The organism is Sedimenticola selenatireducens DSM 17993, from assembly GCF_000428045.1.
Classification (GTDB): Bacteria; Pseudomonadota; Gammaproteobacteria; order Chromatiales; family Chromatiaceae; genus Sedimenticola; species Sedimenticola selenatireducens.
Map to the genome: position 1 here is coordinate 99787 of NZ_ATZE01000015.1, position 22715 is coordinate 122501.

Annotated in this window: 18 protein-coding genes and 1 tRNA gene; 10 read left to right on the plus strand and 9 right to left on the minus strand. The window is 55.5% G+C overall.

Annotation, left to right across the window (positions count from 1 at the left end; all coding sequences use genetic code 11):
• Positions 1-4: 4 nt before the first annotated feature.
• From secD to queA, 4 genes are all read right to left on the minus strand, one after another.
• A complete protein-coding gene (secD, locus tag A3GO_RS0113880) occupies positions 5-1858 on the minus strand; it encodes a protein translocase subunit SecD (RefSeq protein ID WP_029133904.1) in 1854 nt (617 codons plus the stop codon).
• 91 nt (positions 1859-1949) lie between these two features.
• A complete protein-coding gene (gene yajC / locus A3GO_RS0113885) occupies positions 1950-2282 on the minus strand; it encodes a preprotein translocase subunit YajC (protein WP_029133905.1) in 333 nt (110 codons plus the stop codon).
• Between the two features lie 189 nt (positions 2283-2471).
• Positions 2472-3566 (minus strand): tRNA guanosine(34) transglycosylase Tgt, encoded by a 1095-nt coding sequence (gene tgt, locus A3GO_RS0113890; RefSeq protein ID WP_029133906.1) that lies wholly within the window; start codon positions 3564-3566, stop codon positions 2472-2474.
• A 185-nt stretch (positions 3567-3751) separates the two neighbouring features.
• The gene (gene queA, locus A3GO_RS0113895) at positions 3752-4783 is read right to left on the minus strand and encodes a tRNA preQ1(34) S-adenosylmethionine ribosyltransferase-isomerase QueA (RefSeq protein ID WP_029133907.1); all 1032 of its coding nucleotides are present in this window, start codon (positions 4781-4783) and stop codon (positions 3752-3754) included.
• Between the two features lie 105 nt (positions 4784-4888).
• On the opposite strand from queA, the gene A3GO_RS0113900 reads away from it, so the two are divergent.
• From A3GO_RS0113900 to A3GO_RS0113915, 4 genes are all read left to right on the plus strand, one after another.
• Positions 4889-4975: transfer RNA gene (locus tag A3GO_RS0113900), tRNA-Leu, on the plus strand.
• Between the two features lie 345 nt (positions 4976-5320).
• Positions 5321-5959 (plus strand): glutaredoxin family protein, encoded by a 639-nt coding sequence (locus tag A3GO_RS0113905; RefSeq protein WP_029133908.1) that lies wholly within the window; start codon positions 5321-5323, stop codon positions 5957-5959.
• Between the two features lie 284 nt (positions 5960-6243).
• Positions 6244-6843, plus strand: a complete 600-nt coding sequence (locus A3GO_RS26725; RefSeq protein ID WP_051302322.1) for a glycine zipper 2TM domain-containing protein — start codon at positions 6244-6246, stop codon at positions 6841-6843.
• Between the two features lie 153 nt (positions 6844-6996).
• Positions 6997-8406, plus strand: coding sequence for a peptidoglycan-binding protein (locus tag A3GO_RS0113915; protein WP_157606825.1), 1410 nt, complete (start codon positions 6997-6999; stop codon positions 8404-8406).
• 51 nt (positions 8407-8457) lie between these two features.
• On the opposite strand, the gene A3GO_RS0113920 is transcribed toward A3GO_RS0113915, so the two are convergent.
• From A3GO_RS0113920 to A3GO_RS23945, 3 genes are all read right to left on the minus strand, one after another.
• Positions 8458-10173 (minus strand): CHASE2 domain-containing protein, encoded by a 1716-nt coding sequence (locus A3GO_RS0113920; protein ID WP_029133910.1) that lies wholly within the window; start codon positions 10171-10173, stop codon positions 8458-8460.
• Between the two features lie 149 nt (positions 10174-10322).
• Positions 10323-11144 carry an SDR family oxidoreductase gene (locus A3GO_RS0113925; protein WP_029133911.1) on the minus strand — a complete coding sequence of 274 codons (822 nt, stop codon included), beginning with the start codon at positions 11142-11144 and terminating at the stop codon, positions 10323-10325.
• A gap of 265 nt (positions 11145-11409) precedes the next feature.
• Entirely contained in the window at positions 11410-12348 is a 939-nt protein-coding gene (locus tag A3GO_RS23945; protein ID WP_211245097.1) for a hypothetical protein, read from the minus strand.
• A 726-nt stretch (positions 12349-13074) separates the two neighbouring features.
• On the opposite strand from A3GO_RS23945, the gene boxA reads away from it, so the two are divergent.
• From boxA to asd, 4 genes are all read left to right on the plus strand, one after another.
• Complete coding sequence (boxA, locus tag A3GO_RS0113935; protein ID WP_029133912.1) at positions 13075-14292, plus strand: benzoyl-CoA 2,3-epoxidase subunit BoxA; 1218 nt, start codon at positions 13075-13077, stop codon at positions 14290-14292.
• A 470-nt stretch (positions 14293-14762) separates the two neighbouring features.
• Positions 14763-16130, plus strand: a complete 1368-nt coding sequence (locus A3GO_RS0113945; protein ID WP_029133913.1) for a substrate-binding protein — start codon at positions 14763-14765, stop codon at positions 16128-16130.
• A gap of 136 nt (positions 16131-16266) precedes the next feature.
• Positions 16267-17082 carry a sulfurtransferase gene (locus A3GO_RS0113950; protein ID WP_029133914.1) on the plus strand — a complete coding sequence of 272 codons (816 nt, stop codon included), beginning with the start codon at positions 16267-16269 and terminating at the stop codon, positions 17080-17082.
• 72 nt (positions 17083-17154) lie between these two features.
• Positions 17155-18066, plus strand: coding sequence for an archaetidylserine decarboxylase (gene asd, locus A3GO_RS0113955; protein WP_157606826.1), 912 nt, complete (start codon positions 17155-17157; stop codon positions 18064-18066).
• Here asd and epmA read toward each other — a convergent pair.
• Entirely contained in the window at positions 18063-19064 is a 1002-nt protein-coding gene (epmA, locus tag A3GO_RS0113960; RefSeq protein WP_335340049.1) for an EF-P lysine aminoacylase EpmA, read from the minus strand. The two genes, asd and epmA, sit on opposite strands and share 4 nt — an antisense overlap.
• A 1-nt stretch (position 19065) precedes the next feature.
• The gene (efp, locus tag A3GO_RS0113965; RefSeq protein WP_029133917.1) at positions 19066-19638 is read right to left on the minus strand and encodes an elongation factor P; all 573 of its coding nucleotides are present in this window, start codon (positions 19636-19638) and stop codon (positions 19066-19068) included.
• A gap of 35 nt (positions 19639-19673) precedes the next feature.
• Here efp and epmB point away from each other — a divergent pair, with 35 nt between their 5' ends.
• Together epmB and A3GO_RS0113975 are read left to right on the plus strand one after the other, a co-directional pair.
• Positions 19674-20681, plus strand: a complete 1008-nt coding sequence (epmB, locus tag A3GO_RS0113970) for an EF-P beta-lysylation protein EpmB (protein ID WP_051302326.1) — start codon at positions 19674-19676, stop codon at positions 20679-20681.
• 221 nt (positions 20682-20902) lie between these two features.
• Complete coding sequence (locus A3GO_RS0113975) at positions 20903-22666, plus strand: hypothetical protein (protein WP_029133919.1); 1764 nt, start codon at positions 20903-20905, stop codon at positions 22664-22666.
• The last annotated feature ends 49 nt before the right edge of the window (positions 22667-22715 follow it).

A 22715-nucleotide genomic window follows, 5' to 3' on the forward strand; every position in this document is an offset into this window, starting at 1 on the left:
CAAATCAGATACTGAGCCTGGCGACACGCTTGCCACCATAGATCAGGTTGACCACGGCACGGGTGCCTACAATGGCGGTGAACATGGAGGTCAGGATGCCGATAAACAGGGTCACGGCAAAGCCCTTGATCGGCCCGGTTCCGAAGCTGAACAGCACCACCGCCGCAATCAATGTGGTGATATTGGCATCCACAATGGTGGAGAGTGCCTTTTCATAGCCGGCGAAGATACTCGCCTGGGGGGTGCTGCCATTACGTATCTCCTCACGAATGCGCTCAAAGATCAGCACGTTGGCATCCACCGCCATACCCACGGTGAGCACGATACCGGCAATACCCGGCAGTGTCAGCGTCGCCTGCAGCATGGAGAGCACCGCCACAATGAAGACCAGATTGAGCAGCAGGGCCAGATTGGCCACCAGACCAAACACCTTATAATAAATAGCCATGAAGACCATCACCACGGCGAGGCCGATCACCACCGAGGTGAACCCTTGATCAATATTATCCTGCCCCAGGCTCGGGCCGATTGTCCGCTCCTCGACGATATCGATGGGCGCGGCCAGTGCTCCGGCACGCAATAACAGCGCCAGGTCGTGGGCCTCTTCGGGGCTATCCAGACCGGTGGTCTGGAAGCGGCGACCAAACGGCTCGATGATATTGGCGACACTGATCACCTCTTCCACCTGCACCTTGCGGATTACCGGCTCGCCATCCACCATACGGGTATCTTTGCGGGTTTCGATAAAAACCACTGCCATCGGCTTATTGACATTTTCCGTGGTCACGTTGCGCATGCGACGCGCGCCTTGGCTGTCCAGACTGACCGATACCATGGGACTACCGGTGCGCTGGTCGAATCCGGATGATGCATCGGTGATCTGGTTACCGGTAACGATCACCCGTTTCTTCAGCAGGATCGGCCGCCCATCACGGGTCCGGTAAAGTTTCGACCCGGGCGGCACCTTGCCGGCCAGGGCATCTTCCACGCTGTGTTCCGTATCCTCCAGCCGATACTCCAGGGTAGCCGTGGCACCCAGCAGCTCTTTCAGTTTCGAGGGATCCTGGGCGCCAGGAAGCTGGACGACGATGCGCCGCTCGCCCTGCTGCTGTATCACCGGCTCCGAGACACCCAGTGCATTGACGCGATTACGTAGCGTGGTGATATTCTGATCCAGCGCGAACTTCTTCACCGAGCGCTGCTCACTCGCGCTCATTTTTGCCTGGACCAGGTATTCGCCCCCCTCATCCAGGGACTCAAGCAGCAGATCACGGAACTCGTTGCCAATCACATCCAGCGCCTGATCACGCAACCCGGCCTCTTTGAACGTAACCAGAATTGCATCGTCCCGGTTGGAGACCCGGCTATAACGCACTTTCTCAGTCCGCAACAGGGTGCGGATATCACCGTTATACCGCTCCATCGCCTGACTGACCGCCGCATCCATGTCGACATCAATCAGGACATGGATACCCCCCCGCAAATCAAGACCCAGATACATAGGCAGGGCACCCATACTCTGCAGCCAGCCCGGCACGTCAGTGGAGAGGGTCAGGGCCTGGGTGTAATCCGCCCCCAGAGTTGCCTCCAGAATTTCCTTGGCCCGCAGCTGACTCTCCGAGTCAGTAAATCTGACCAGCAGTTTATCTTCACCGGTCGCGGTCGATTTTATCTTGATTTTTGCACTGTCCAGGGCCGTGCGGACGGTCAACTCGGTCGCGGAATCGACCGATGCCCGGCGACTGCCACTGATCTCCAGTGAAGGGTCCTGATCGAATATGTTCGGCAAGGCGTAGACCAGACCAAACAGTACCAGTACCGCTACGAGGATGTTCTTCCAGAGGGGATATCGGTTCATCGTTGTCTGTTATTGTGGAAGCGCTACAGGGGCACGCCTGGATCACCGGCCTCCCCAATGAAACAGCCGGCCCTTGCGGGCCGGCCAGTGATTACAGCTCTTTCAATGTGCCCTTCGGCATGATGGCTGCGACCGCCTGACGACGGATCTTGACCTCGACGCCTTCAGCGATTTCAACTTTCACGAAATTTTCGCCCAGATCGGAAATCCGCCCCATCAATCCGCCTTCGGTCTGTACTTCATCGCCCTTGGCCAGGGTCTCGACCAGTTTCTTATGTTCCTTCTGTCGCTTCATTTGGGGACGGATCATCAGGAAATAGAGCATGATGATCAGGCCTATCGGCAGAATCAGTCCTTCCAAACCCGCTCCACCGGCACCGCCGCCAGTAGCCTGGGCCATGGCATCTGAAATAAAGAAACTCATGGTGTTCTTACCTTAAGTCAAGTGGTCAAAATATATTGATTCAGCACAGAGTACACCGTAGCGAAATCACAAGCGGAGCATTATGCCACAGTTGTTGTGATTAAAAAATTTATGGCGCTACGCCTGCGCATCCGAACCAATGCAAGTACCGGAAATAAGGCCCGGGCTGTGGATTTTCAAGTAGGCACCTCAGGCCCGCATGGCGTAAAAATCCCGAACGAAGGCATCGAAACGCTGCTCCGTGATGGCTTGGCGAATATCGCGCATCAGTGACTGGTAGTAATACAGGTTATGGATAGTATTCAGCCGGGCACCCAGTATCTCATTGCAGCGCGACAGGTGCCGTAGATAGCTCCGACTGTAGTTTTGGCAGGTGTAGCAATCACAATGGGGGTCCAGAGGGCCTGTGTCACCGGCATGCACGGCATTGCGAATGCGCACCACGCCCTGATGCGTAAACAGGTGGCCATTGCGCGCGTTACGGGTAGGCATGACACAATCAAACATATCGATACCGCGCCGCACCGCTTCCACGATATCCTCCGGCGTTCCTACACCCATCAGATAGTGGGGCTTATCTGCCGGCAATCTGGACGAGAGGAAGTCCAGCACCCGCCAACGGTCGGCAGGCGGCTCGCCTACTGAAAGCCCGCCCACGGCATAGCCGTCAAAACCGATCTCCATCAGCCCTTCCAGCGAACGCCCGCGCAACGACTCATAGACGCCACCCTGGACAATACCGAACAGCGCCGACGGGTTGTCGCCATGCGCCTGCCTGCTGCGCTCGGCCCAGCGCAGTGAGAGCTCCATGGAGACCCGCGCCTCCAGCTCCGTGGCCGGATACGGCGTGCACTCATCAAAGATCATCACGATGTCGGAACCAAGCTTACGCTGCACCGCCATCGACTCTTCCGGCCCCATGAATATCCGGCTGCCATCGATAGGCGAGCGAAAGTGCACCCCCGCCTCGGTAATCTTGCGCATCGCCCCCAGACTGAACACCTGAAAACCACCGGAATCGGTCAGAATGGGACGCTGCCAATGAATAAAGTCATGCAGATCGCCATGGGCAGAGATGATATCGGTGCCGGGCCGGAGCATGAGATGGAAGGTGTTACCCAGGATGATTTCAGCGCCCCCCGACTCCAGCTCTTCCGGGGTCATCGCCTTCACTGTGCCGTAGGTTCCGACCGGCATGAAGGCCGGTGTCTGTATGGTCCCACGCGGGAATGTAAGCTGACCCCGGCGGGCCGCGCCGTCAATATTTTCGACTTCAAAAAGCATGACTTATATCAACATAAATGGATTTTAACGACTTGACACACTGCAGCATATATTAGAAACTACGCATGTACTGAAAAACAACTCGGTACGCACTCCTCCATCCTCCTTTGGTGGATTTATTAACGCGGCAATCCACTTGCCGCGTTTTTTTTGCCCGGAAAATATGAGCGCCACACCCTCCGGGTTCATGCCCAATCTGCGCGCTCCAGAAACATCGCATCACCATAGCTGAAAAAACGATAACGCTGAACCACGGCATGTTGGTATGCCGCCATAATTCGCTCATATCCGGAGAATGCCGCCACCAGCATCAGCAGGGTGGATTCAGGCAAATGGAAGTTGGTCAGCAGGGCATCAACACTACGGAACCGGTAGCCCGGAGTGATGAACAACCGGGTATCCCCGTAAAAGGGTTGTATTTCCCCTTCCCGGGACGCGGACTCAAGACTGCGCACACTGGTTGTACCCACCGCCACAACCCGCGCCCCCCGGGCGCGTGCCGCACGGACCTGATCACACACCTCCGGACTCACTTCCGCATACTCGCTATGCATGACATGCTCCTCCAAACGGTCGACCCGGACCGGCCTGAAGGTGCCTGCCCCCACATGCAGGGTGACGAAGGCACGTTCGACCCCCATGGCATCCAGCCGCGCCAGCATGGCCTGGTCAAAATGGAGACCCGCAGTAGGTGCAGCGACCGCGCCCTCGCGCTGGGAGTAGACGGTCTGGTAGCGCTCTTCATCCAGCGCCTGATCCTCGCGACTGATGTAGGGAGGGAGCGGCATATGCCCGGTCTGGCACATCAGTTCATGGAGGTCCACGTCACAAGCGGCAATGACGAACAGATCCTCCTGCCGCCCCTGCACCTCCAGCACATTCCCGTCTTCAAGCAGTATACGGCTGCCTGCCCTGGGTGACTTGCTGGCCCGGATATGGGCCAGCCCCCGACGAGGCTCCAACACCCGCTCGATCAGCAGTTCAACTTTCCCCCCAGTCGCCTTGGTACCAAACAACCTGGCGCGCATTACCCGGGTATCATTGAACACCAGCAGGTCACCGGGATTCAGTAGCGAGGGCAGGTCGGCAAACAGACGATCAACCGGCCCTTCTCCGCCGCAGGGCAGATGGAGTAGCCGGCTGTCCTGCCGGTTTCCGGTGGGAAACTGGGCGATCAGCTCATCAGGGAGATCATAGTGGAAGTCGCTTCTCTGCATGGGGCGCGCATCTTACCATAGACTGCCGTAGCGCCAAGGCTTCTGTGGTTACCACCGAGGGATTGCACTGCCCCATGAAAAGATTATACTACGCCTCTTCAATCTGCCGGGGTGGTGAAATTGGTAGACACAGGGGATTCAAAATCCCCCGGGGGCAACCCCTTGTCGGTTCGAGTCCGACCCTCGGTACCACTTAAATATCAAAGGCTTATTGCCGTTATTCGGCGTAGGCCTTTTTTATTGTGTGCGACACCAGGTAGCAAACAGGCAGCAAAATGCCCACAGGCCAGCTCACGCCAGATGAATGCAGGAAAGCGTTACTACTGACTGATTTTTGGCATCCAGCTTGGCCAGCGGGCTTGGCGGCTGAGGCGGCCGAAATCCTTGCTACAGCGCAAATCCTCTCCGGAAAACAGAAATTATTACCATCCACCGCAATATTTGTCCGTTGTTTGTCGGTCTATTAACAAGATGGGCTCAAACATTCAGTAGTGCATTGGCCCCAGAGAAAACGCCGCTTTCATCAAAGGCAAGCATATGGAAAACCATCGGATCGTAGTCACCCTGTTTCGCTGGGCGGGTGCCTGGGGACCGTTCAAGGTCAACATCCCCTGTGGCGAATGTTCGTTATCCAAAGATGTCATTCTTGACACACTATCCACAGAACTGGCTGGAATACCGGTCGATCTGGATATTCGGGAGTGGTTAAGCGAGTGGTGGAAACCGCTATTGAAAGGAGGATGGCATGCACCCATCGTTATGGTCGAGGGCAAGGTAATCGCCCAGGGCCATGCCCTCAATCGTGGCATTCTCACCCAAGCCGTCATCGAGGCCTATTCGCATACAGCCATGGTCACCGGCAATCATCTGTTTGGCAAGGAAAGTTGTCCGCACTGCAAACGCGCCAAGGGATACCTGGAAAAGGCCGGCATCAGCTACACGTATCATGACGTAGTCAAAAACCCCCATGATCTTTATGAGATGCTGGCAAGGGTCAAACCCATCATCGGGCCCAAGACACCGATCACCGTTCCCCAGATCTGGATTGAAGGTAGCTACATCGGTGGCGCCGATCAGCTAAGTAAAATCGTTCACCAACAAGTGACTCCCAATTTTGATCGCGGTAAGTGCTCTCTATCCCCTCAAAATCGGAAACTAGCCGAAGACCCAGCTTAAACCGCCATCTTCTGGGTACCGCATCCGTCAGTATTCCTGGCAAAACCTTGCCGCTGCACATCCCTTTCTGCAAGGATGTGGGGAGTCCGAACGGATTCTAATACATCACTCTTTTGTCGAATGTTTATCGAATCTGTGCGGTTGTATTCCCGTCGCCTGCCGCCAAGCACGCATCAACACTACCTTACGCAGGGTTGTATCAATCCGCTTATCCTCATTTGGTCTAGAATAATAAATAGCCAATCGCCGCAGCGAATCGGCTAGAACCGAAGAAGGAGAATGCGATGATGCAGACTTCCAGGCACCTGTTTTCAGCTCTCCCCACATTTTTGCCAACAAATAGAACGGCCGGCGCAAAGAAGCCTCTTCCAAGCCAACGATTCAGGCCAGGCGTTGAAGCAACGAAGCACAAATATCGCACCATCATTTTTGCTGGTGTCGTCGCCCTACTCTCCAACGGCTGTGCCAGCAACGGATCGGACAAACAGACGATAGGCGCTATAACCGGCGCTGTTATCGGCGGTGTAATTGGCAACCAGATCGGCAGTGGCAGCGGCCGGACGCTCGCAACTGGTGCAGGGGTTCTTCTCGGCGCACTCGCAGGTAGCCGAATCGGCAGTTACCTGGAGGAGCAGGACCGCATGAAACAAGCAAAGGCTACCGCCGAGGCGCTCGACAACACGGAACGGAATGAGGTGGCCTGGCAAAATCCCGACAGCGGTGTAAAGGGAACGGTCGAGGCCGAACCCGTCGTAGTCGATAGGCAGGCCAATCTGCAGTGCCGCGTGGTAAAGCAGAAAGTCCGACTGTCGGACGGCCAGACAATGGATGAAGACCTGAAGTTCTGCCGGGGACCCGGAGACGACTGGGAGCTCTCCACATGATTATCGGCAAACCGGTTTCACCCCCCTTTAACCAGGCACCATTGTCACGGCAGTCATATCCATTCCCAATCACCGACACGATAAGTTGAGGCTGACCCCTTGATACGCAACGGCACAAGCCAGCACTGTAATATTTTGGTGATCGCTTGGGCCTTGCTAACGCTCGCCCTTGCGCCCAATGCGCAATCTGCAGACCAAAATGCTGGTGACGCAGGCATCAAGATTGTCCTGCGCAATGCAGTATCCGGGGATCGACCCGCCGACCCGGCTGAGTTCGCGGATATTCTCATCGTCAGGGATCGTCGATCAATCCCGGTCGTGCCCAACATGCGCCTGCGTCCGGGCGACCTTGTTTCCACCGGCAATCTTGAAGCGGTAATTACCTTCAACGGTGACGAAAAAGAGCTTATCGTTGGCAGTAACAGCCAGATTGACATCCTGAACCCTTCGATCAGAGCGGTTATCGGTGAGGTGGTCGTGAAAATTAAAACCGGGGTGACCAAAGCAGCCACCGCAACACGTGACCTGTTCCGTGTTGAAGGCGAATTCGTCCGCGCAGCGGCCGAGGGCACGATTTTCTATTTCCGCACCTCAGCGGAGGCAACGGAGGTCCGTGTGTTCGAGGGGCGGGTACGCATGGAACCCAATCTTAACGAGGCGGAATCACTCTTGCTGGAAGCGGGGGAAATCGCGACCTACCAGCCGAATAAAACACCGGTAAAACACCGGATGAGCAGCGACCAGATCAATGAGATCCTGGTTAAGGTACGTCGGGTCGAGCATGCAGTCCCGCCCTATTCCGGGCGCCAGATCATGCCGCCGCCAGAACCGCAACCGGTGGTACCAAAGCCACCCGACACCCCGGTGATTACTGCGTCAACAGACAGACCTGAACTCGTGCAGGAGGTAAAACGCCTGCTGCTTGCATTGGGTTACGACCCGGGTCCACTGAACACAAACGAGAACGAATCCACCACGGCCGCCGTACGCGCATTCAAACAAAGTCGTAATTTGCCCGGACCGGCACAAATTGATGAGCCACTCGCCCGAGTACTGAGAACTGAGAAAAATACGCTCGACAGACGCCAGCCGCTGCCACCGCTGGACCGCGGATCGATTAAAGGCATAGATGCAGCCGCGGGCAAAAAAGTATACACAAAGAACGTCATGACGGCCGATGAGCTGATCGAGTGTATTCGCCAGGACCAGCGGGCCGAAGCAGGGAAATCAGCACTGGACGCGACCATGGCAGAGCTGGATGCCAGAAAAAAGCTACTGGAGAATTTGGCAGAGGCACTGGATCAGCTGTACAAAAATCTGGATCGATCCGATCAGACTGCCGTGGACAGCTACAATGCAAGAATTACCGACTACCAGTTACTGGCAGAAAAATTCAATACAGAAGAGATTGGAAGACACAGAGAGCTGTTGAAGTCGTACAACGACGCACTGAATGCATGCGAAAAGATGTGCGCCAACCGGCAATACTATATTGATGATTACCTGGTGGCGCGGGATACACTTCGATTGAAAGAGCCGCACGACTCACGCTGCGGGATATGACCTGACGGCTGTTGAAAAGAGGAATGGCCACAACAGTGGCCATGTCACCTTTCATACCAGCCACTTGGTGGAAAAACGCCGGAACAACAGGTACGCGACAGTCAGGGTAAACAGGTCGTAGGCAGTATGTAGCAGAAGATTCTCCTCGGCGACCAGATAAACCGATAACAGCAGATATAAAAACATCAGCACAGCGAATACCAGACGACGAAAATAAGCGGGCCTGCCAAACAGCTTTATTCCCAGCCAGGCCCCCAGGCTGGATATTGCCAGCATCAGAAAAACCTGAGGGTAGACGCCCAATGGCCGGACTATCCGGTTTGTTACAAGCGTGTTGATCGCATCGGCGTATAGTTCGTAACCGTAACGCTGTTCCGGCCCGAGGCCGTAGGCAACAGTAAACTCCTCTTCGGGGGCCTCAAGGCCAACAATTACCGTTCGCCCCCGGATTATGTTTCCGTCAAATTGACCGGCCAGGACGGCGTTCATATCTATGCGCCTGTCATATGCACGTAACGCCGCCAAAGGACTGAGACGCAACAGGATCAGCGCCGACTGCGTATCTGGATTCATTGCCTTACACCCTTTGGGCGTTGCGTGAATCCGCTCCAGCAGGGAGATCGGGTATTGGAGTTTCCTTCCATCGCCTGCGGCAAGCGTCAGCGAGTTCGATTCCGGGTTGAGGGAGTCGACGGAAACCCGTCCGGCGGCTCCCAGCAATGCGATACCCGGAAGACTGCTAATCCGATCCGGTTCATTCCTGGATTCCGCCTCCCGGTAATTCATCGCTATCGGCATCATCATCGTGTAACCGAGGCGTCTGCCCACGCAGACCAGGCCGAGCCCACCGACTGATTCCGCCAGTATTTTTACCGCCCGCGGCTTTCTCTCTTCCAGCTCAGCGAACCCGAAGAACACGCTTGTTCCCGCATCTGCCGCCGCCTCGAATGCGGCCGATAACGTTTCATCCTGATCACGTGATTCATGAAAAACAAGATCCAGGAGGATGGCGCCGGCACCGGCTTCAGTAAGTCTGGATATCAGTTCGGCGTAGGTGGCGCGGGCAGAGGGTGCATGCGTATTAAAGGTCCCGGGTATGGCAACCAGCGATACATTTGCTTCGAGCTGCGCGGGGAAGAGCATATCGGCCAGTGCGAGCGACCATGTGGTGGTGCGCGTCTCCAGGGTGAAGAGATCCAGAAGACCGACCCACAGAATAACCAGCATCAGCAGCGTAATTGCCGGAACCGACCAGCGCTTGGACCGTTCCAGCACGCGGCGTCCCTGTTCCCAACGCAGCTTCTCGCGCAGGCCGCGCCCGGTTATCCGGGCGATCAGATTCTCCAGGTCGGCATTAAAGGTCTCATGCCGAATACTGAGTGTCTGCATCCCGGCAAGCGGGGAGAGTAGCGCGGGCAGCTCTTCGTTAGCCAGTGGCGGGACATCCTCGAGCAGCACGGGTATCAGTTTTTTTTTCTTCTCCAGCGCTGACGCTATCTCCCACCTGGTCACGTCATCGGGATTGTCAAGACGTCGAACCCCGTTGGGTTCGGTCATCGTCAGCCATTCGCGTCCGATGAGGACTATCATGATATCCGATGAATCTATTCGCGCACCGAGCACATTGCGCCAGTTTTCACCGGCAGGAATACCCTCGACATCCATGAAAATATCCCAATCCGACTGCGCGGCCCGCAGACGGTCGTATACCAGCCGGGAGTAGCCGGAACTCTCTTTTCGCCTGTAACTGATAAAGACTTTTTTCATCAACCCGCCTTGCACGGAACAGGACCGACGGCGCCAAAATGGGTCGAGTCCCAACCAGGATTGGTTGGATCCATTTCAACCTGCTGACCCGGATAACCCCGAATCTCGTCTGCAGCCAGCGGCACGCGCTATTGGACGGATTTGTCCAATCAATCTAAAAACAGGTCCTGGTACAATTTCCCCTTGGGATTGACAGCATACTGAGCGAAATCCGTGATTCCCGTTTCGGTCAAGACTTCGTCGTCGATAAAGAAATTACCCGTACATTCGCGGCTTTTACGTATCAGGATAGCGTAGGCGGCGTCGGCCACAATAGCGGGCTTGCGACAATTCTCAGGCTTTACCATATCACCGAGCATGGCGACTGCCGCCGTGTAGATTACAGTGCGCGGCCATAGCGCATTGACCGCCACACCCTGCTTTCGAAACTCCTCCGACATGCCCAGAACGCACATACTCATGCCGTACTTGGCAATGGTGTAAGCAGTATGATTTTTAAACCAGTGAGGCTTCATTAACAGCGGCGGGGACAGCGTAAGGATATGCGGATTCTCTGCCTTGAGAAGATGCGGCAGACAGGCCTGAGAGCTCGCAAAGGTTCCGCGGGCATTGACTTGGTTCATCAGGTCGTAGCGTTTCATCGGCGTCTCCAGCGTGCCGGTGAGGCTGATGGCACTGGCGTTGTTGACGAGAATGTCGATGCCGCCAAACAGATCCACCGCCTGACGCACCGCCTCAGCAATCTGCGCCTCATCACGAATATCGGTCTGCACCGGCAGCGCCTTGCCGCCCGCCGCCTCAATCTCCGCTGCCGCAGTGAAGATAGTCCCTGGCAGCTTGGGATGAGGTTGGATGGTCTTGGCGGCGATAACGATATTGGCCCCATCCTGTGCGGCGCGCAATGCAATTGCCAATCCAATGCCCCGCGTAGCGCCGGTAATGAAAATGGTCTTACCCTGCAAAGAGCCCATGTTATCTCTCCTTACGCCTGTGCCACCGAAACAAAACGCTACAGTGCAGAGTTTTCGTTTTGGCGATCGATTTTGAAGCGACTAGCCTTTCCGATCAGGTATTCAAGCACTAATAAAGAAAGATAGCCCCTGATCTTGATGGTGTCGATGCTCAGAGTGTGCTGAGCATCGACACCATATGCTGATCGGCTGTTTGTAGTGGCACATAGATAGTGCCCATGGTGAACAGGACATCACGCGGCTAAAAAACCGCTATGAGCCTCGATCATCTATCAGGGCTCATGGCGGCAAAACTCTTATCCTTCCATTCTCCGCCAGCAGCCAGGACCAGGGATTTATTTATCGCATCCGGCGTCGCCATAATCTGGGTAAACCCATGCTCGCCGACCATTCTCAGATCAGGAAAATTAACGGCAATTCGAAAGCGTGGCGCCAGTGCAACCACCTCTCTACCGACAACCAGAAGTTCGTAGGGCAGATGGGCCGTCTGCTTGAGCGCCTTGTAATCGATCACTTCCATCACCCGCCTGTCGTCCGCCATCCCTTCAGAGAGGGCGACACCAAACACAGATATATCCGAATGAGGAATATCGAGCCGGTAGACCAGACTGGTCCCACCACGGCCATTGGCGAGGGAGGCCTCCACAGCATTGAGCGCCTCCCGGTGGCTGTCGTATCGCGCCAGGTCCAGCGGGTCATCGAAATATTCCATGCCAAACGTGTAGTGGTATTTGCGCAGTTTTCTTGCTGTCAGTCCCTTGGACCCAAAATATTCAACCGCCCCCAACGCGGCCGCCAGTTTTTTAGTCACTGGTCCAACGTCACCCGACACCCGGTAGGCATGGGCAAAATAGTCTGGATTGGTGTAGGCGATCTGAAGGCCTTTTTTCGTCTGGGTAATGGCCACGCGCTGCGCTGACATATAGGCGGCGTTGGATTCTCCTGCGGCCAGAGCAATTAGATCGTCATTGGTCACAATGACGATATGTGCCTGCTCATAGGGGATGTATTCCCCTACCACTGTAAACTGCTGAGCCTCCAGCGCCTCTTTTACCCGCTCAACGGTGGACGCAAAGTCACTATCCGAACCGTTTGCCAGGACAAAGGGTTTGAGTTTTTCTGCAGCAAAGCTACTGGAAAAAACACTCAACAAAACCAGAAACGTGTATACAAGCAACCCGAAACGGGACATAGCTGATCTCATCTCCACTCCTCCCTTGGTTTTTTGCATTTTTCCCGGTGATAGCCCGGGGGATCGGCTAACTTTGAACGACCCTGTTTACTTAGTTATTATCTATGTGGGCATTGTCGCCTTGCCCAACGGCAAAAACTTTTTTTGTCAGGTGCGCTGTAACGATTACCTGCCTGGCGGCTGCTCCGGCACCGTCCGCTCCCGGCTCATTATCGCAATAACGGATCCTTACATCTGGGGGAGAGCAGTGATGAACAACCGCTGCTTGATTCAAACCGCCTGCCTCCGTCCTCAAAAACAGGGATAGGATTTTGCTTTCAGCAAATACCCAAGGTGCCGCCCAACCCCCGCTACAGCACTTTGTAACATAGCTGTGTTTATAGCCAGTGACCAGAACTACGTCCATTTTATGAGAACTTGCTTCCGTTTCATCAAGAATCCTCCATCTCTGTCAGGATTTCAAGTACTGCACCCGTTTTGGCCTATTCAGGCAGAATTGGCCGAACAGGTTTAGATTCCGGATAAACCACGCGGATTAGCTGTGTTCACCTGCCACCCCGAAGCAAGCGCTACAATTAAAGTAGAGATTGTAAGGATGTAAATCCAATTTGACTCTGCTCTAATGAAGCGCATCTCTATGCTTACGTTATCGGTTATGCCATCCATACCCTGTAGTACTGATACGAAGACCCTTTTTTATCGGTTTGCTGACAAACCACCACGACTGGTCAACGCGCAATGAAACTTTTACGTCAACACCTGATTGATCCGGAAATCTGTATTCGCTGTAATACCTGTGAAGAAACCTGTCCGGTAGATGCCATCACGCACGATGACAATAACTATGTGGTGGATGCAGCCAAATGTGATTATTGCATGGATTGTATTTCACCATGTCCGACTGGCTCGATTGATAACTGGCGGATGGTAACAACAGGTTATTCTATTGAAGAGCAATTCTCCTGGACTGAGTTGCCTGCAGCAATTGACCATGGAGAAGCCGCTTCAGCTGAGTCACAACAACAGGAAGCGAATGAGGAGGATGCCAGCGAAATTCTGAAAATTGCACACTCTGGCGAGAGTGGAAAAGTACTGCCTCCAGCGTCTGCAGAACGTCCCTATATCAATATATACAATCGTGAAAAACCGATGGTGGCGCGCGTTGCGGGTAATTTTCGTCTGACCGATGCAGACAGCGAGTCGGATATCCGCCATATTATTCTGGACTTCGGTGATCGCACCTTTCCCGTGCTGGAGGGACAGAGTATCGGCATCATTCCTCCCGGAACGGATGAAAAAGGCCGCCCCAACCTGGTGCGACTATATTCCGTCGCCAGTCCACGTGATGGTGAGCGTCCTGGGGCCAACAACCTCTCACTGACCGTTAAGCGCGTGGTTTTTGAGCAAGATGGCAAAACGGTTCGGGGCCTGGGCTCAAACTATGTGTGTGATTTAAAGAAGAATGACGAAGTGCTTGTCACCGGTCCATTTGGCGCTACTTTCCTGATGCCTAATTCACCCAGCACTAATCTTATTATGATCTGTACTGGCACCGGCTCTGCGCCATTTCGCGCCATGACCGAGTACCGTCGCCGGCATCTACCCGACGCTGAGGGCAAACTGCTCCTCTATTTTGGTGCCAGAACACCCGGTGAACTACCCTATTTTGGACCGCTCAATAAACTGAGTGACCGGTTTATTGACAAGCAGTTGGTTTTTTCCAGGCTTCCTGATGCACCTAAAGAGTACGTGCAGGACCGCATGGTTAGCCAGTCAAAAAAACTTGCACCCCTGATGGCTTCAGAGGACACCTACATCTATATCTGCGGCTTGAAAGAGATGGAAGCAGGGGTTGAAGAAGCGTTTGAAAAGATCTGCATTGATAACGGCTCAAGCTGGAGCGATATAAAACTGGCAATGAGACAAAGCGGCCGTTATCACGTTGAAACCTACTGATTGTTTTGCTGCTCCAAAAAATAGCGCGTGTATAAGTGGTTAGTACGGTTGGCCTCGCCACCCGGCAGCAGACGCAAAAAGCCGCTGGAGCCCGCAGCGGTTTTTTTGCCCGTCAGCGGCATAACCCACTCTGATCATACGCGGCCCACCAGGTCCATCAGAGGCAGATTCCGCGAGACGCCTCACGAAATCCACCGCCCCCGGCAATAAGTCTCAATTTATCCGCCCCCCGGCCGATGTACTGTTTATGCCGGGTCGGTAGTCACAACTGATGCCCGCAAGCAGCAAATGCAATATATTACAATGCCGTAAGGCCTCGTTCTCTCTTTTGTTCAGTGAGTTAGTAAGCAGTCTCGTTGTTCCTGACAAGAGTTCAACAGGCTGCCGTATGTCCGGTTCCCCCCGAACTGCATTGAGCGAATACCTAATAACGAGATGGGCCAGAGCCCAAGTGTGAGGATGAGATAGAGATGACAGATCACAGTTCTGACAAGTTCAGCACCCTTTCCCGGCGCGGATTCATGAAGCTGGGCGCCGCATCGATCGCCGCCGCGGCCAACACCCCGATGTTCTTTGTCAAGGATGCCTGGGCCGAGCAGTCCATAGGCAACTATCCGGTTAGAGGCAAAACGGTAAAATTCGGCTTCAACTACCCCCAGAGCGGCGCCTACGCCGATGAGGGGGCCGACGAGGGACGCGCCTACAAACTGGCTGTTCAGCACATCAATAACGGGGGCGGGATGCTCAACACCCTGCAACCACTTGCCCTGAAAGGCAACGGGATTCTGGGTAAAAAAGTCGAATACGTGATTGGCGATACCCAGTCCAGCCCCGGGCCGGCACGCACCAGCGCCCGACGCATGATTGAACAGGACGGTATTATCATGTTCTCCGGCGGCTCATCCAGTTCTGTGGCTATCGCTCAGCAGTATCTGGCGCAGGAGAAAGGGGTGATTTTCATGTGCGGCCTGACCCACTCCAATGACACGACGGGTAAAGACCGGCGCCGCTATGGTTTCCGCCACTTTTTCAATGCCTACATGAGCGGCAAGGCGCTCGCGCCGGTACTGGCGCGAAATTACGGTAAGGACCGGCGCGCCTTCCATCTGACCGCGGACTACTCATGGGGACATACCCAGTATGCATCGATGAAGGAGTTCACCGAAAAAGAGGGATGGACCACGGTGAATAACATCATGACGCCGCTCGGTTCCAACGATTTCTCCATGTTTATCACCGCCATCCTTAACTCCGACGCGGATGTGCTGATCCTCAACCACTACGGGAAGGACATGGTGAACTCTCTGACCCAGGCCGTGGAGTTCGGATTGCGTGATCTGCAGAAAAACGGCAAGACCATCGAGGTGGTAGTGCCACTGTTTAGTCGCGTCATGGCCAAAGGCGCCGGTGCCGCCAATATCGACGGGGTTTTCGGCACCACCGGGTGGAACTGGACCCTGCAGGATCCGGGCTCCCAGGCTTTTGTCAATAGCTTCACCAAGGAGTATGGCTTTCCCCCGTCACAGGCAGCCCACACCTGTTATGTACAGACCCTGCTCTACGCCAACGCCTGCGAGAAGGCCGGTACCTTCTACCCCCCCGAAGTGATCAAGACCCTGGAAAATTCCCGCTATGCCGGCATCGGACCGGGAGAGACCTTTTACCGGGGAGAAGATCACCAGTGCTTCAAGGACATGCTGGTGATGAAAGGTAATGGACCCGACAAAATGACCGGACAGTATGATCTGCTGAAGATAGTGGAGCAGGTGAAGGGAGAAGACACAGTCTACGACCACAACACCTTCAGCGGCGAACTGGGCCCTTATATTCCCGCCTGAAATATCCGCCTCGTTACCGCCCGGCAAGGAGAAACCGGGCGGTAACCTCACTCACCCCGGCCAGATCCATACTTGAAAGCAGGCAATCCTGCCACCATTATCCTATTTTGAGAGCCGACCCGCCGGACTACCGACCATGAACAGACCCGATCTGCCGCTGATCCTGGAACCTGAAACCCTCGAACCATTACTGGGTAACGACAATCTGTTGCTGGTCGACCTGACCAAGCCAGCCACCTACACCGAGTTTCACATCCCCGGTGCGGTCTACCTCGATTACGGGCAAATTGTCGCCATGCGCAAACCGACCATGGGCCTGTTACCGGAAACAACCGTGCTGGAAAACTGTTTCTCATCCATCGGGATCGATGACTCGGTCCATGTGGTCGCCTATGACGATGAAGGCGGCGGCAAGGCCGGCCGACTGCTCTGGACCCTGGAAACGATGGGACACAACCACTTCTCTCTGCTGAACGGCGGCCTTCATGCCTGGGCCAATGAAGGCCATGCAATGGAACGGACAGCAACAATCCCCAACCCCAAAGTGTTCCACGCCCGGCCCAGCAACACCCCGGTGGCCAATGCGGAATATATCCAGCAGCACCTTGGTGAAACCGGCTTTGCCTTGCTGGATGCCCGTAGTCCGGATGAATACAACGGCCTGAAACGCTATGCGGAAAAAGCCGGACATATCCCCGGTGCCGTCAACATGGATTGGCTGCTCGCCCTGGACCAGCAGCGCAATCTGCGCCTGAAACCCGAGGCCGATCTTCAGGCAATATTGACCGAACTGGGGATTGACCAGAGCCAGCAGATCGTAACCTATTGCCACACCCATCACCGCTCATCCCTCACCTACATCATGCTCAAATCGCTTGGCTACCAGCGGGTAAAGGGATATCCGGGCTCCTGGTCGGACTGGGGTAACCGGCCGGACACGCCGATTGCCTGATATCTGCGTTTACCTGATGGAACGATGCCGGTAGTATCCCCCTCTATCCGACAACCCACGGAATCGTTGTAGATGAATCACCATCCTGAGAACACGGCCAAAGAAGCCGGCCTGGTCGACAAGCTGTTTGCCTTGCTGCTCTACCTGCTACCCCACCACCTCCTGTCGCAAGCCATGCACTGGCTGACCCGGATAGAGTGGCCACCTCTCAAGGACCGGCTGATCAAGGGGGCGATCCGGCTCTACCGGGTAGACATGGGCCTGGCCGTGCAACAGGACCCGACAGCCTATCCCAGCTTCAACGCCTTCTTTACCCGGGCACTGCAGCCCGCGGCGCGTCCGCTTGCCGGGGAACCATCCGCCGTCCTCTCGCCGGTCGATGGCGCCGTCAGTCAGCTCGGCAGGATAGAAGACGGCCGAATCTTCCAGGCCAAGGGACAGAGTTACACACTGCGGGAATTGTTGGGCGACGACAGCGAATGGTGCGAGCGGTTTGCCGAAGGCCATTTCGCCACCCTCTACCTCTCACCGAGGGATTACCACCGCATTCACATGCCGCTGGCCGGCGAGCTGAAAAAGATGCTGCATATCCCCGGCCGGCTGTTCAGTGTCAGCCCCTCCACAACCCGGGTGGTACCACGCCTGTTCAGTCGCAACGAGCGAGTTGTCAATCTGTTTGAAACCGAGCATGGCCCGATGGCCGTGATCATGGTGGGAGCGATTTTCGTGGCCAGCATGGATACGGTCTGGGCAGGCACGGTCGCACCGCTCTCACGACGCATCAGCCAGTGGCGCTACGGCCAGCAGAAGCCGGTTGCGCCTGTCACCCTGGACAAAGGCGACGAGATGGGTCGTTTCAACATGGGGTCAACCGTGGTGCTGCTGTTCCCGAAAGATGCCATCGAGTGGAGCGATCAGTTGTCCGCCGACACCAAGGTTCAGATGGGCCAGCAGATCGCCACCCTGACAAGGTCGACCGGCTAGGCGCGCTCCAGCGGAAAGGCCAATACCTGGCTGATCTGCTCCGCACCGGCCAGCTGCATGATCAGGCGATCAATACCCAACGCCACACCTGCGCAATCCGGCAAACCCAGTGAGAGTGCCTCGATCAACTGCCCGTCCATCGGCACATCCGCTTGACCGGCGGCCGATCGGGTCTGTAGATCCTGTTCAAAGCGGCGCTGCTGTTCGGCCGCATCGGTCAGTTCGTGAAAGCCGTTGGCCACCTCTATCCCGTTGATATAGAGCTCAAACCGCTCCGCCACCGGCGGGTTGCCCGGCCGAACCCGGGACAGGGCCGCCTGGCTGGCCGGGTAATCATAGACAAAGCAGAGACCCGGCCCCATGGCCGGCTCCACGCAATGGGTCATCAGCAGATCCAGCCAGGCATCCCGGTGCGGCAGATCCAGTCGATCCACCCCCGACACCCCCTGGTTCAGGGCGCAGTCGCGCAGTTGCCCGGCCGAAGCCTGATGGGGGTCCAGCCGCAGCTGCTGCTGAAACAGCGCCTGATAGCTGATGCGCCGCACAGCCGGCGGTTCCGACATCAGCGCCTGCACCAGTTGCTCCACCTCATCCATCAATCGGTGATGATCAAAACCGGGGCGATACCACTCCAGCAGGGTGAACTCGGGATTGTGCAGGCGACCCGATTCTCCGTTCCGGAACACCTTGCATATCTGATAGATCGCGCCGGAACCGGCGGCCAGCAGCCGCTTCATGGGAAATTCTGGCGAGGTATGCAGATACAGCGGCAATCCGGCCGGCGCTCCCGGCCCGGTGTAGCGGGTGACCAGGGATTCTATGGCGGGATCGGTCGTCGCTGATCGGGAGCAGACCGGCGTTTCCACTTCCATGACTCCCTGCCGGTGAAAAAACGTCCGGATCGCCGCTAACACCCGGGCTCGCATCCTGAGCATCTCTAAGGAAGCCGCAGGATACGCCCCGGAATCCGGTTTACCGTTGTTCAAGCGGTTGACCAACTCACTCTTCTTTGGCCCGGGAGACATATTCACCGGAACGGGTATCCACCTTGATCAGTTCACCGGTCTGCACAAACAGCGGCACCCGCACCACGGCACCGGTCTCCAGGGTCGCCGGCTTGCCGCCACCACCTGAAGTGTCGCCCTTAAGGCCCGGATCGGTTTCCGTGATGGCGAGATTGACGAAATTGGGCACCTCGACAATGATCGGCGCACCGTTCCACAGGGTGACGGTGCACATATCCTGATCCTTGAGCCATTTCACCGAGTCACCGACCGCGGCCGCATCGGCGCTCACCTGTTCAAAGGTATCCGGATGCATGAAATGCCAGAATTCGCCATCCGAATAGAGATACTGCAGATCCATCTCCATCACGTCGGCGGCCTCGACGGACTCACCCGACTTGAAAGTCCGTTCGATAACGCGACCGGTTTTCAGATTGCGTATCTTCACCCGGTTAAATGCCTGGCCTTTGCCGGGCTTCACGAATTCGTTTTCAATAATGGAGCAGGGGTCGCCATCCAGCATGATTTTTAGCCCGCCCTTGAACTCACTGGTACTATAAGTTGCCATCTTGTCCTCACCAAACAACCGACTGGAAAACGCGCATGATACATCGAATAGAGCCTGTATGTCAGACTCCCCTGTGGCAGCAATCGCTGGCGAACGCCTTCAGCGATGTTGATGCGTTTATCGAATTCCTTCGTCTGGACGAGGCGATATTACCCGCAGCGCGGGCCGCGGCGGGACTCTTCGGTCTGAGAGTCCCCAGGGAGTTTGCCGAGCTGATCCACAAGGGAGATCCCGGCGATCCCCTGCTGCGGCAAGTCCTGCCCATCGGTGCGGAAAATCTGCCCGCACCCGGTTTTGTCCGTGATCCCGTGGGCGATCTTGATCAGTCGATCATTCCGGGGGTACTGTCCAAATATCAGGGGCGACTGTTGCTGATCGCCAATGGCAGTTGCGCCGTCAACTGCCGCTACTGTTTCCGCCGTCACTATCCGTATCAGGAAGCCACCGCTTATCGACAGCGTTGGCAGGAGGCCCTTGATCACATCCACCAGGCGGAGAAAATCGATGAGATTATCCTGAGTGGCGGTGACCCGCTGACCCTGGGCGATGGCAAACTCATCGAACTGGTCAGCCGGCTGGAGACCATCCCGCACCTCAAGCGGTTACGCATTCATACCCGGCTGCCGGTGGTAATTCCCTCACGCCTGACGCCCGAACTGACGCGTTTGCTCACCGGCGGGCGTCTGCAGCCGGTACTGGTGCTGCACATAAACCACGCCCGGGAAATTTCCCCCGAACTCTCCAGCGGTTTGGTCCCATTGAAGCAGGCTGGCGTCACCCTGCTCAATCAATCCGTGCTATTGAAGGGTGTCAATGACAATACGGCTACCCTCAGCGCGCTCAGTCTTGCGCTGTTCGATGCCGGTATTCTCCCCTATTATCTCCATCTGCTTGACCGTGTGGCCGGTGCTGCACACTTCGAGGTGGGCATAGGACATGCCCGACAGCTGCAGGAGGAACTGCGCGCCTATCTGCCCGGTTACCTGATGCCCCGAATGGTCAGGGAGGAGGCAGGAGCCCCGGCCAAACAGCCGGTATTCTGACCGGCAAATACCTCTCGGAGGCAAGGCAACAGCGTAGTCCGTACTCATTTACAATAAAATTTTTATTGTAGTAGGATCTGAACCTGCCGATAAAACACTGTACACTACACACGGCCAAATGGCCGTTGAATTCCATTTACCAGAACAGTAACGATTTCATGGAGATACAGAACACTCTCGGTTTTACCACGCCTGAGCGCTCAAGCGCGCCCGCAGGCTCGATGCTACTGAGCCCTAAGGAGGCCGCCATCTGGATAGGCAGTCTGCCGATGGCCAATGTCGGAGAGACCTCGCGACAGGTATTCAAGGCGCTTGTTGAATTCAATAGAATCAACATTCCCAATCTGGATCGAATTAAAATAGCCGAGCTGTTCCGGCGGCCGGTCGGTTACATATCCGACAATCTGCGCAAATACTACTACGACTCGCCCTTCCCCCTTTCGGCAAAAAGCCGCAAGATCGCCGTACTCAACCGCGAGCTCTATACTGAACTGGCCCTCGCCTACAAAATCTTCATCGAAACAATGATTTCCGGTGGATCAGGGAAATTTGACCGCAAGCTACTGATTATCGCCATCCATCGGGCAATGCGCTTTCTCACAACGGTCATCTATCAGTCGATGATAGTTTATGATCCGATTCCAGTGACTGTATGGAAAGAGCTCCACCGTCTATACGCCTACGCCGAACAGAACCAAATACATGAACTGGCGGTTAAGGATGGCAGAAACGATGACAAGGTCAGCAACATCGCCGCCCTGTATAAACAGGCGTTGCTTCTCTCCGTCTGCTCACCCTACCGGATGCGGCAGCGTGAAATTGAAACTGTAATGCAATCTATGGAGCATTGGGGCAGCCTCACAACGCTGAACAAGCCGGCCAAGGAACCACTGGATCACTTTGACTTTGTCGTAAGACTCTCCACAGACTCTCCCCCCCTGCACAATGCGCTGGAAACGGATGAGGCAGCCAATCTCTGCCGAATACTGAACACTCAACCCCTGGTACAAATGTTGCGGGAAACCTTTGATCAAGTGCCGCAGGAGAGTGGCAGCAACGGTGCGAATCGAACAGAACCGAAACTATCAAGACACCTGCTGCGGCAGTTGATTCGGATTCTAAGCTCAGAACCAAAAAGGGAGTTTGTTCGTACCAAACTGAATTTTGAGTTGAAAGTGGCGGTTGGAATAACCGCAATCTACAGTCTACTCACAACAGAAAAAGTATCGCACGAACCAGCAACGGCACAACGAACCGGCAGCGACCTGGACTGGATAGATCAACCAACGAGTAATCTGCCCAACCCGTCGCTATATACAGTAACGGAACACAAACTGGCCCTGGAAGGGTTTGATGAATCCATTCAGGAGACCATCATTGCGAGCGGCTTTGGTGAGTCAGGCTGCCGACAGGACGGCACCCCCATTTGGGCAGCCCGACCGACAGAACAGCAGCATGAAACCTTCGCCTGCAAAACCAGCAATGAAAGCGCCGGTGGCTACTGCATCAACTGGCAGGGCAGCAACGCACCCAAGATAAAGATCGGCGAGGTGATTGGCGTACAGTCGGCAACTGTCAAGAACCAGTTCGCGATCGGTATCAGCCGCTGGATGAAAAACCAGCCTGGCCAGGGACTGCAACTCGGCATGCAGATGATTGCACCGAATGTCACTGCTGTACTGATTCACCACCTGGAAGGCGGCAACCCGGCCGGCCATCCCCAAAAAAGCCTGCTGCTGCCGGAACTGAGAGCTTCTGAACTCCCGGCCAGCCTGATATTACCCACACTGCCCTTCAAGACTGGTGATCTGATCATGATCGACCAGGCTGGCATTGAACGAAAGGCCAGGCTCACGCATCTTGTAGAGACAACCGGGGCATTTGCCCAGTTTTATTTCACCTACCTCAACCCACAGCCAAGCTTTGGAGACGACCCGTTTAACGACGATGAGGCGGATTTTGACAATATCTGGCCTGTGCTGTAGTCATGCCTAACTAATATAATCACATGTAGGCATCTTAATAACATTGGAC

Coding starts and splice junctions, on each gene's coding strand:
- secD (WP_029133904.1), bottom strand. CDS start 1,858: ATGAACCGATATCCCCTCTGGAAGAACATCCTCGTAGCGGTACTGGTA.
- yajC (WP_029133905.1), bottom strand. CDS start 2,282: ATGAGTTTCTTTATTTCAGATGCCATGGCCCAGGCTACTGGCGGCGGT.
- tgt (WP_029133906.1), bottom strand. CDS start 3,566: ATGCTTTTTGAAGTCGAAAATATTGACGGCGCGGCCCGCCGGGGTCAG.
- queA (WP_029133907.1), bottom strand. CDS start 4,783: ATGCAGAGAAGCGACTTCCACTATGATCTCCCTGATGAGCTGATCGCC.
- A3GO_RS0113905 (WP_029133908.1), top strand. CDS start 5,321: ATGGAAAACCATCGGATCGTAGTCACCCTGTTTCGCTGGGCGGGTGCC.
- A3GO_RS26725 (WP_051302322.1), top strand. CDS start 6,244: ATGATGCAGACTTCCAGGCACCTGTTTTCAGCTCTCCCCACATTTTTG.
- A3GO_RS0113920 (WP_029133910.1), bottom strand. CDS start 10,173: ATGAAAAAAGTCTTTATCAGTTACAGGCGAAAAGAGAGTTCCGGCTAC.
- A3GO_RS0113925 (WP_029133911.1), bottom strand. CDS start 11,144: ATGGGCTCTTTGCAGGGTAAGACCATTTTCATTACCGGCGCTACGCGG.
- A3GO_RS23945 (WP_211245097.1), bottom strand. CDS start 12,348: ATGAGATCAGCTATGTCCCGTTTCGGGTTGCTTGTATACACGTTTCTG.
- boxA (WP_029133912.1), top strand. CDS start 13,075: ATGAAACTTTTACGTCAACACCTGATTGATCCGGAAATCTGTATTCGC.
- A3GO_RS0113945 (WP_029133913.1), top strand. CDS start 14,763: ATGACAGATCACAGTTCTGACAAGTTCAGCACCCTTTCCCGGCGCGGA.
- A3GO_RS0113950 (WP_029133914.1), top strand. CDS start 16,267: ATGAACAGACCCGATCTGCCGCTGATCCTGGAACCTGAAACCCTCGAA.
- asd (WP_157606826.1), top strand. CDS start 17,155: ATGAATCACCATCCTGAGAACACGGCCAAAGAAGCCGGCCTGGTCGAC.
- efp (WP_029133917.1), bottom strand. CDS start 19,638: ATGGCAACTTATAGTACCAGTGAGTTCAAGGGCGGGCTAAAAATCATG.
- epmB (WP_051302326.1), top strand. CDS start 19,674: ATGATACATCGAATAGAGCCTGTATGTCAGACTCCCCTGTGGCAGCAA.
- A3GO_RS0113975 (WP_029133919.1), top strand. CDS start 20,903: ATGCTACTGAGCCCTAAGGAGGCCGCCATCTGGATAGGCAGTCTGCCG.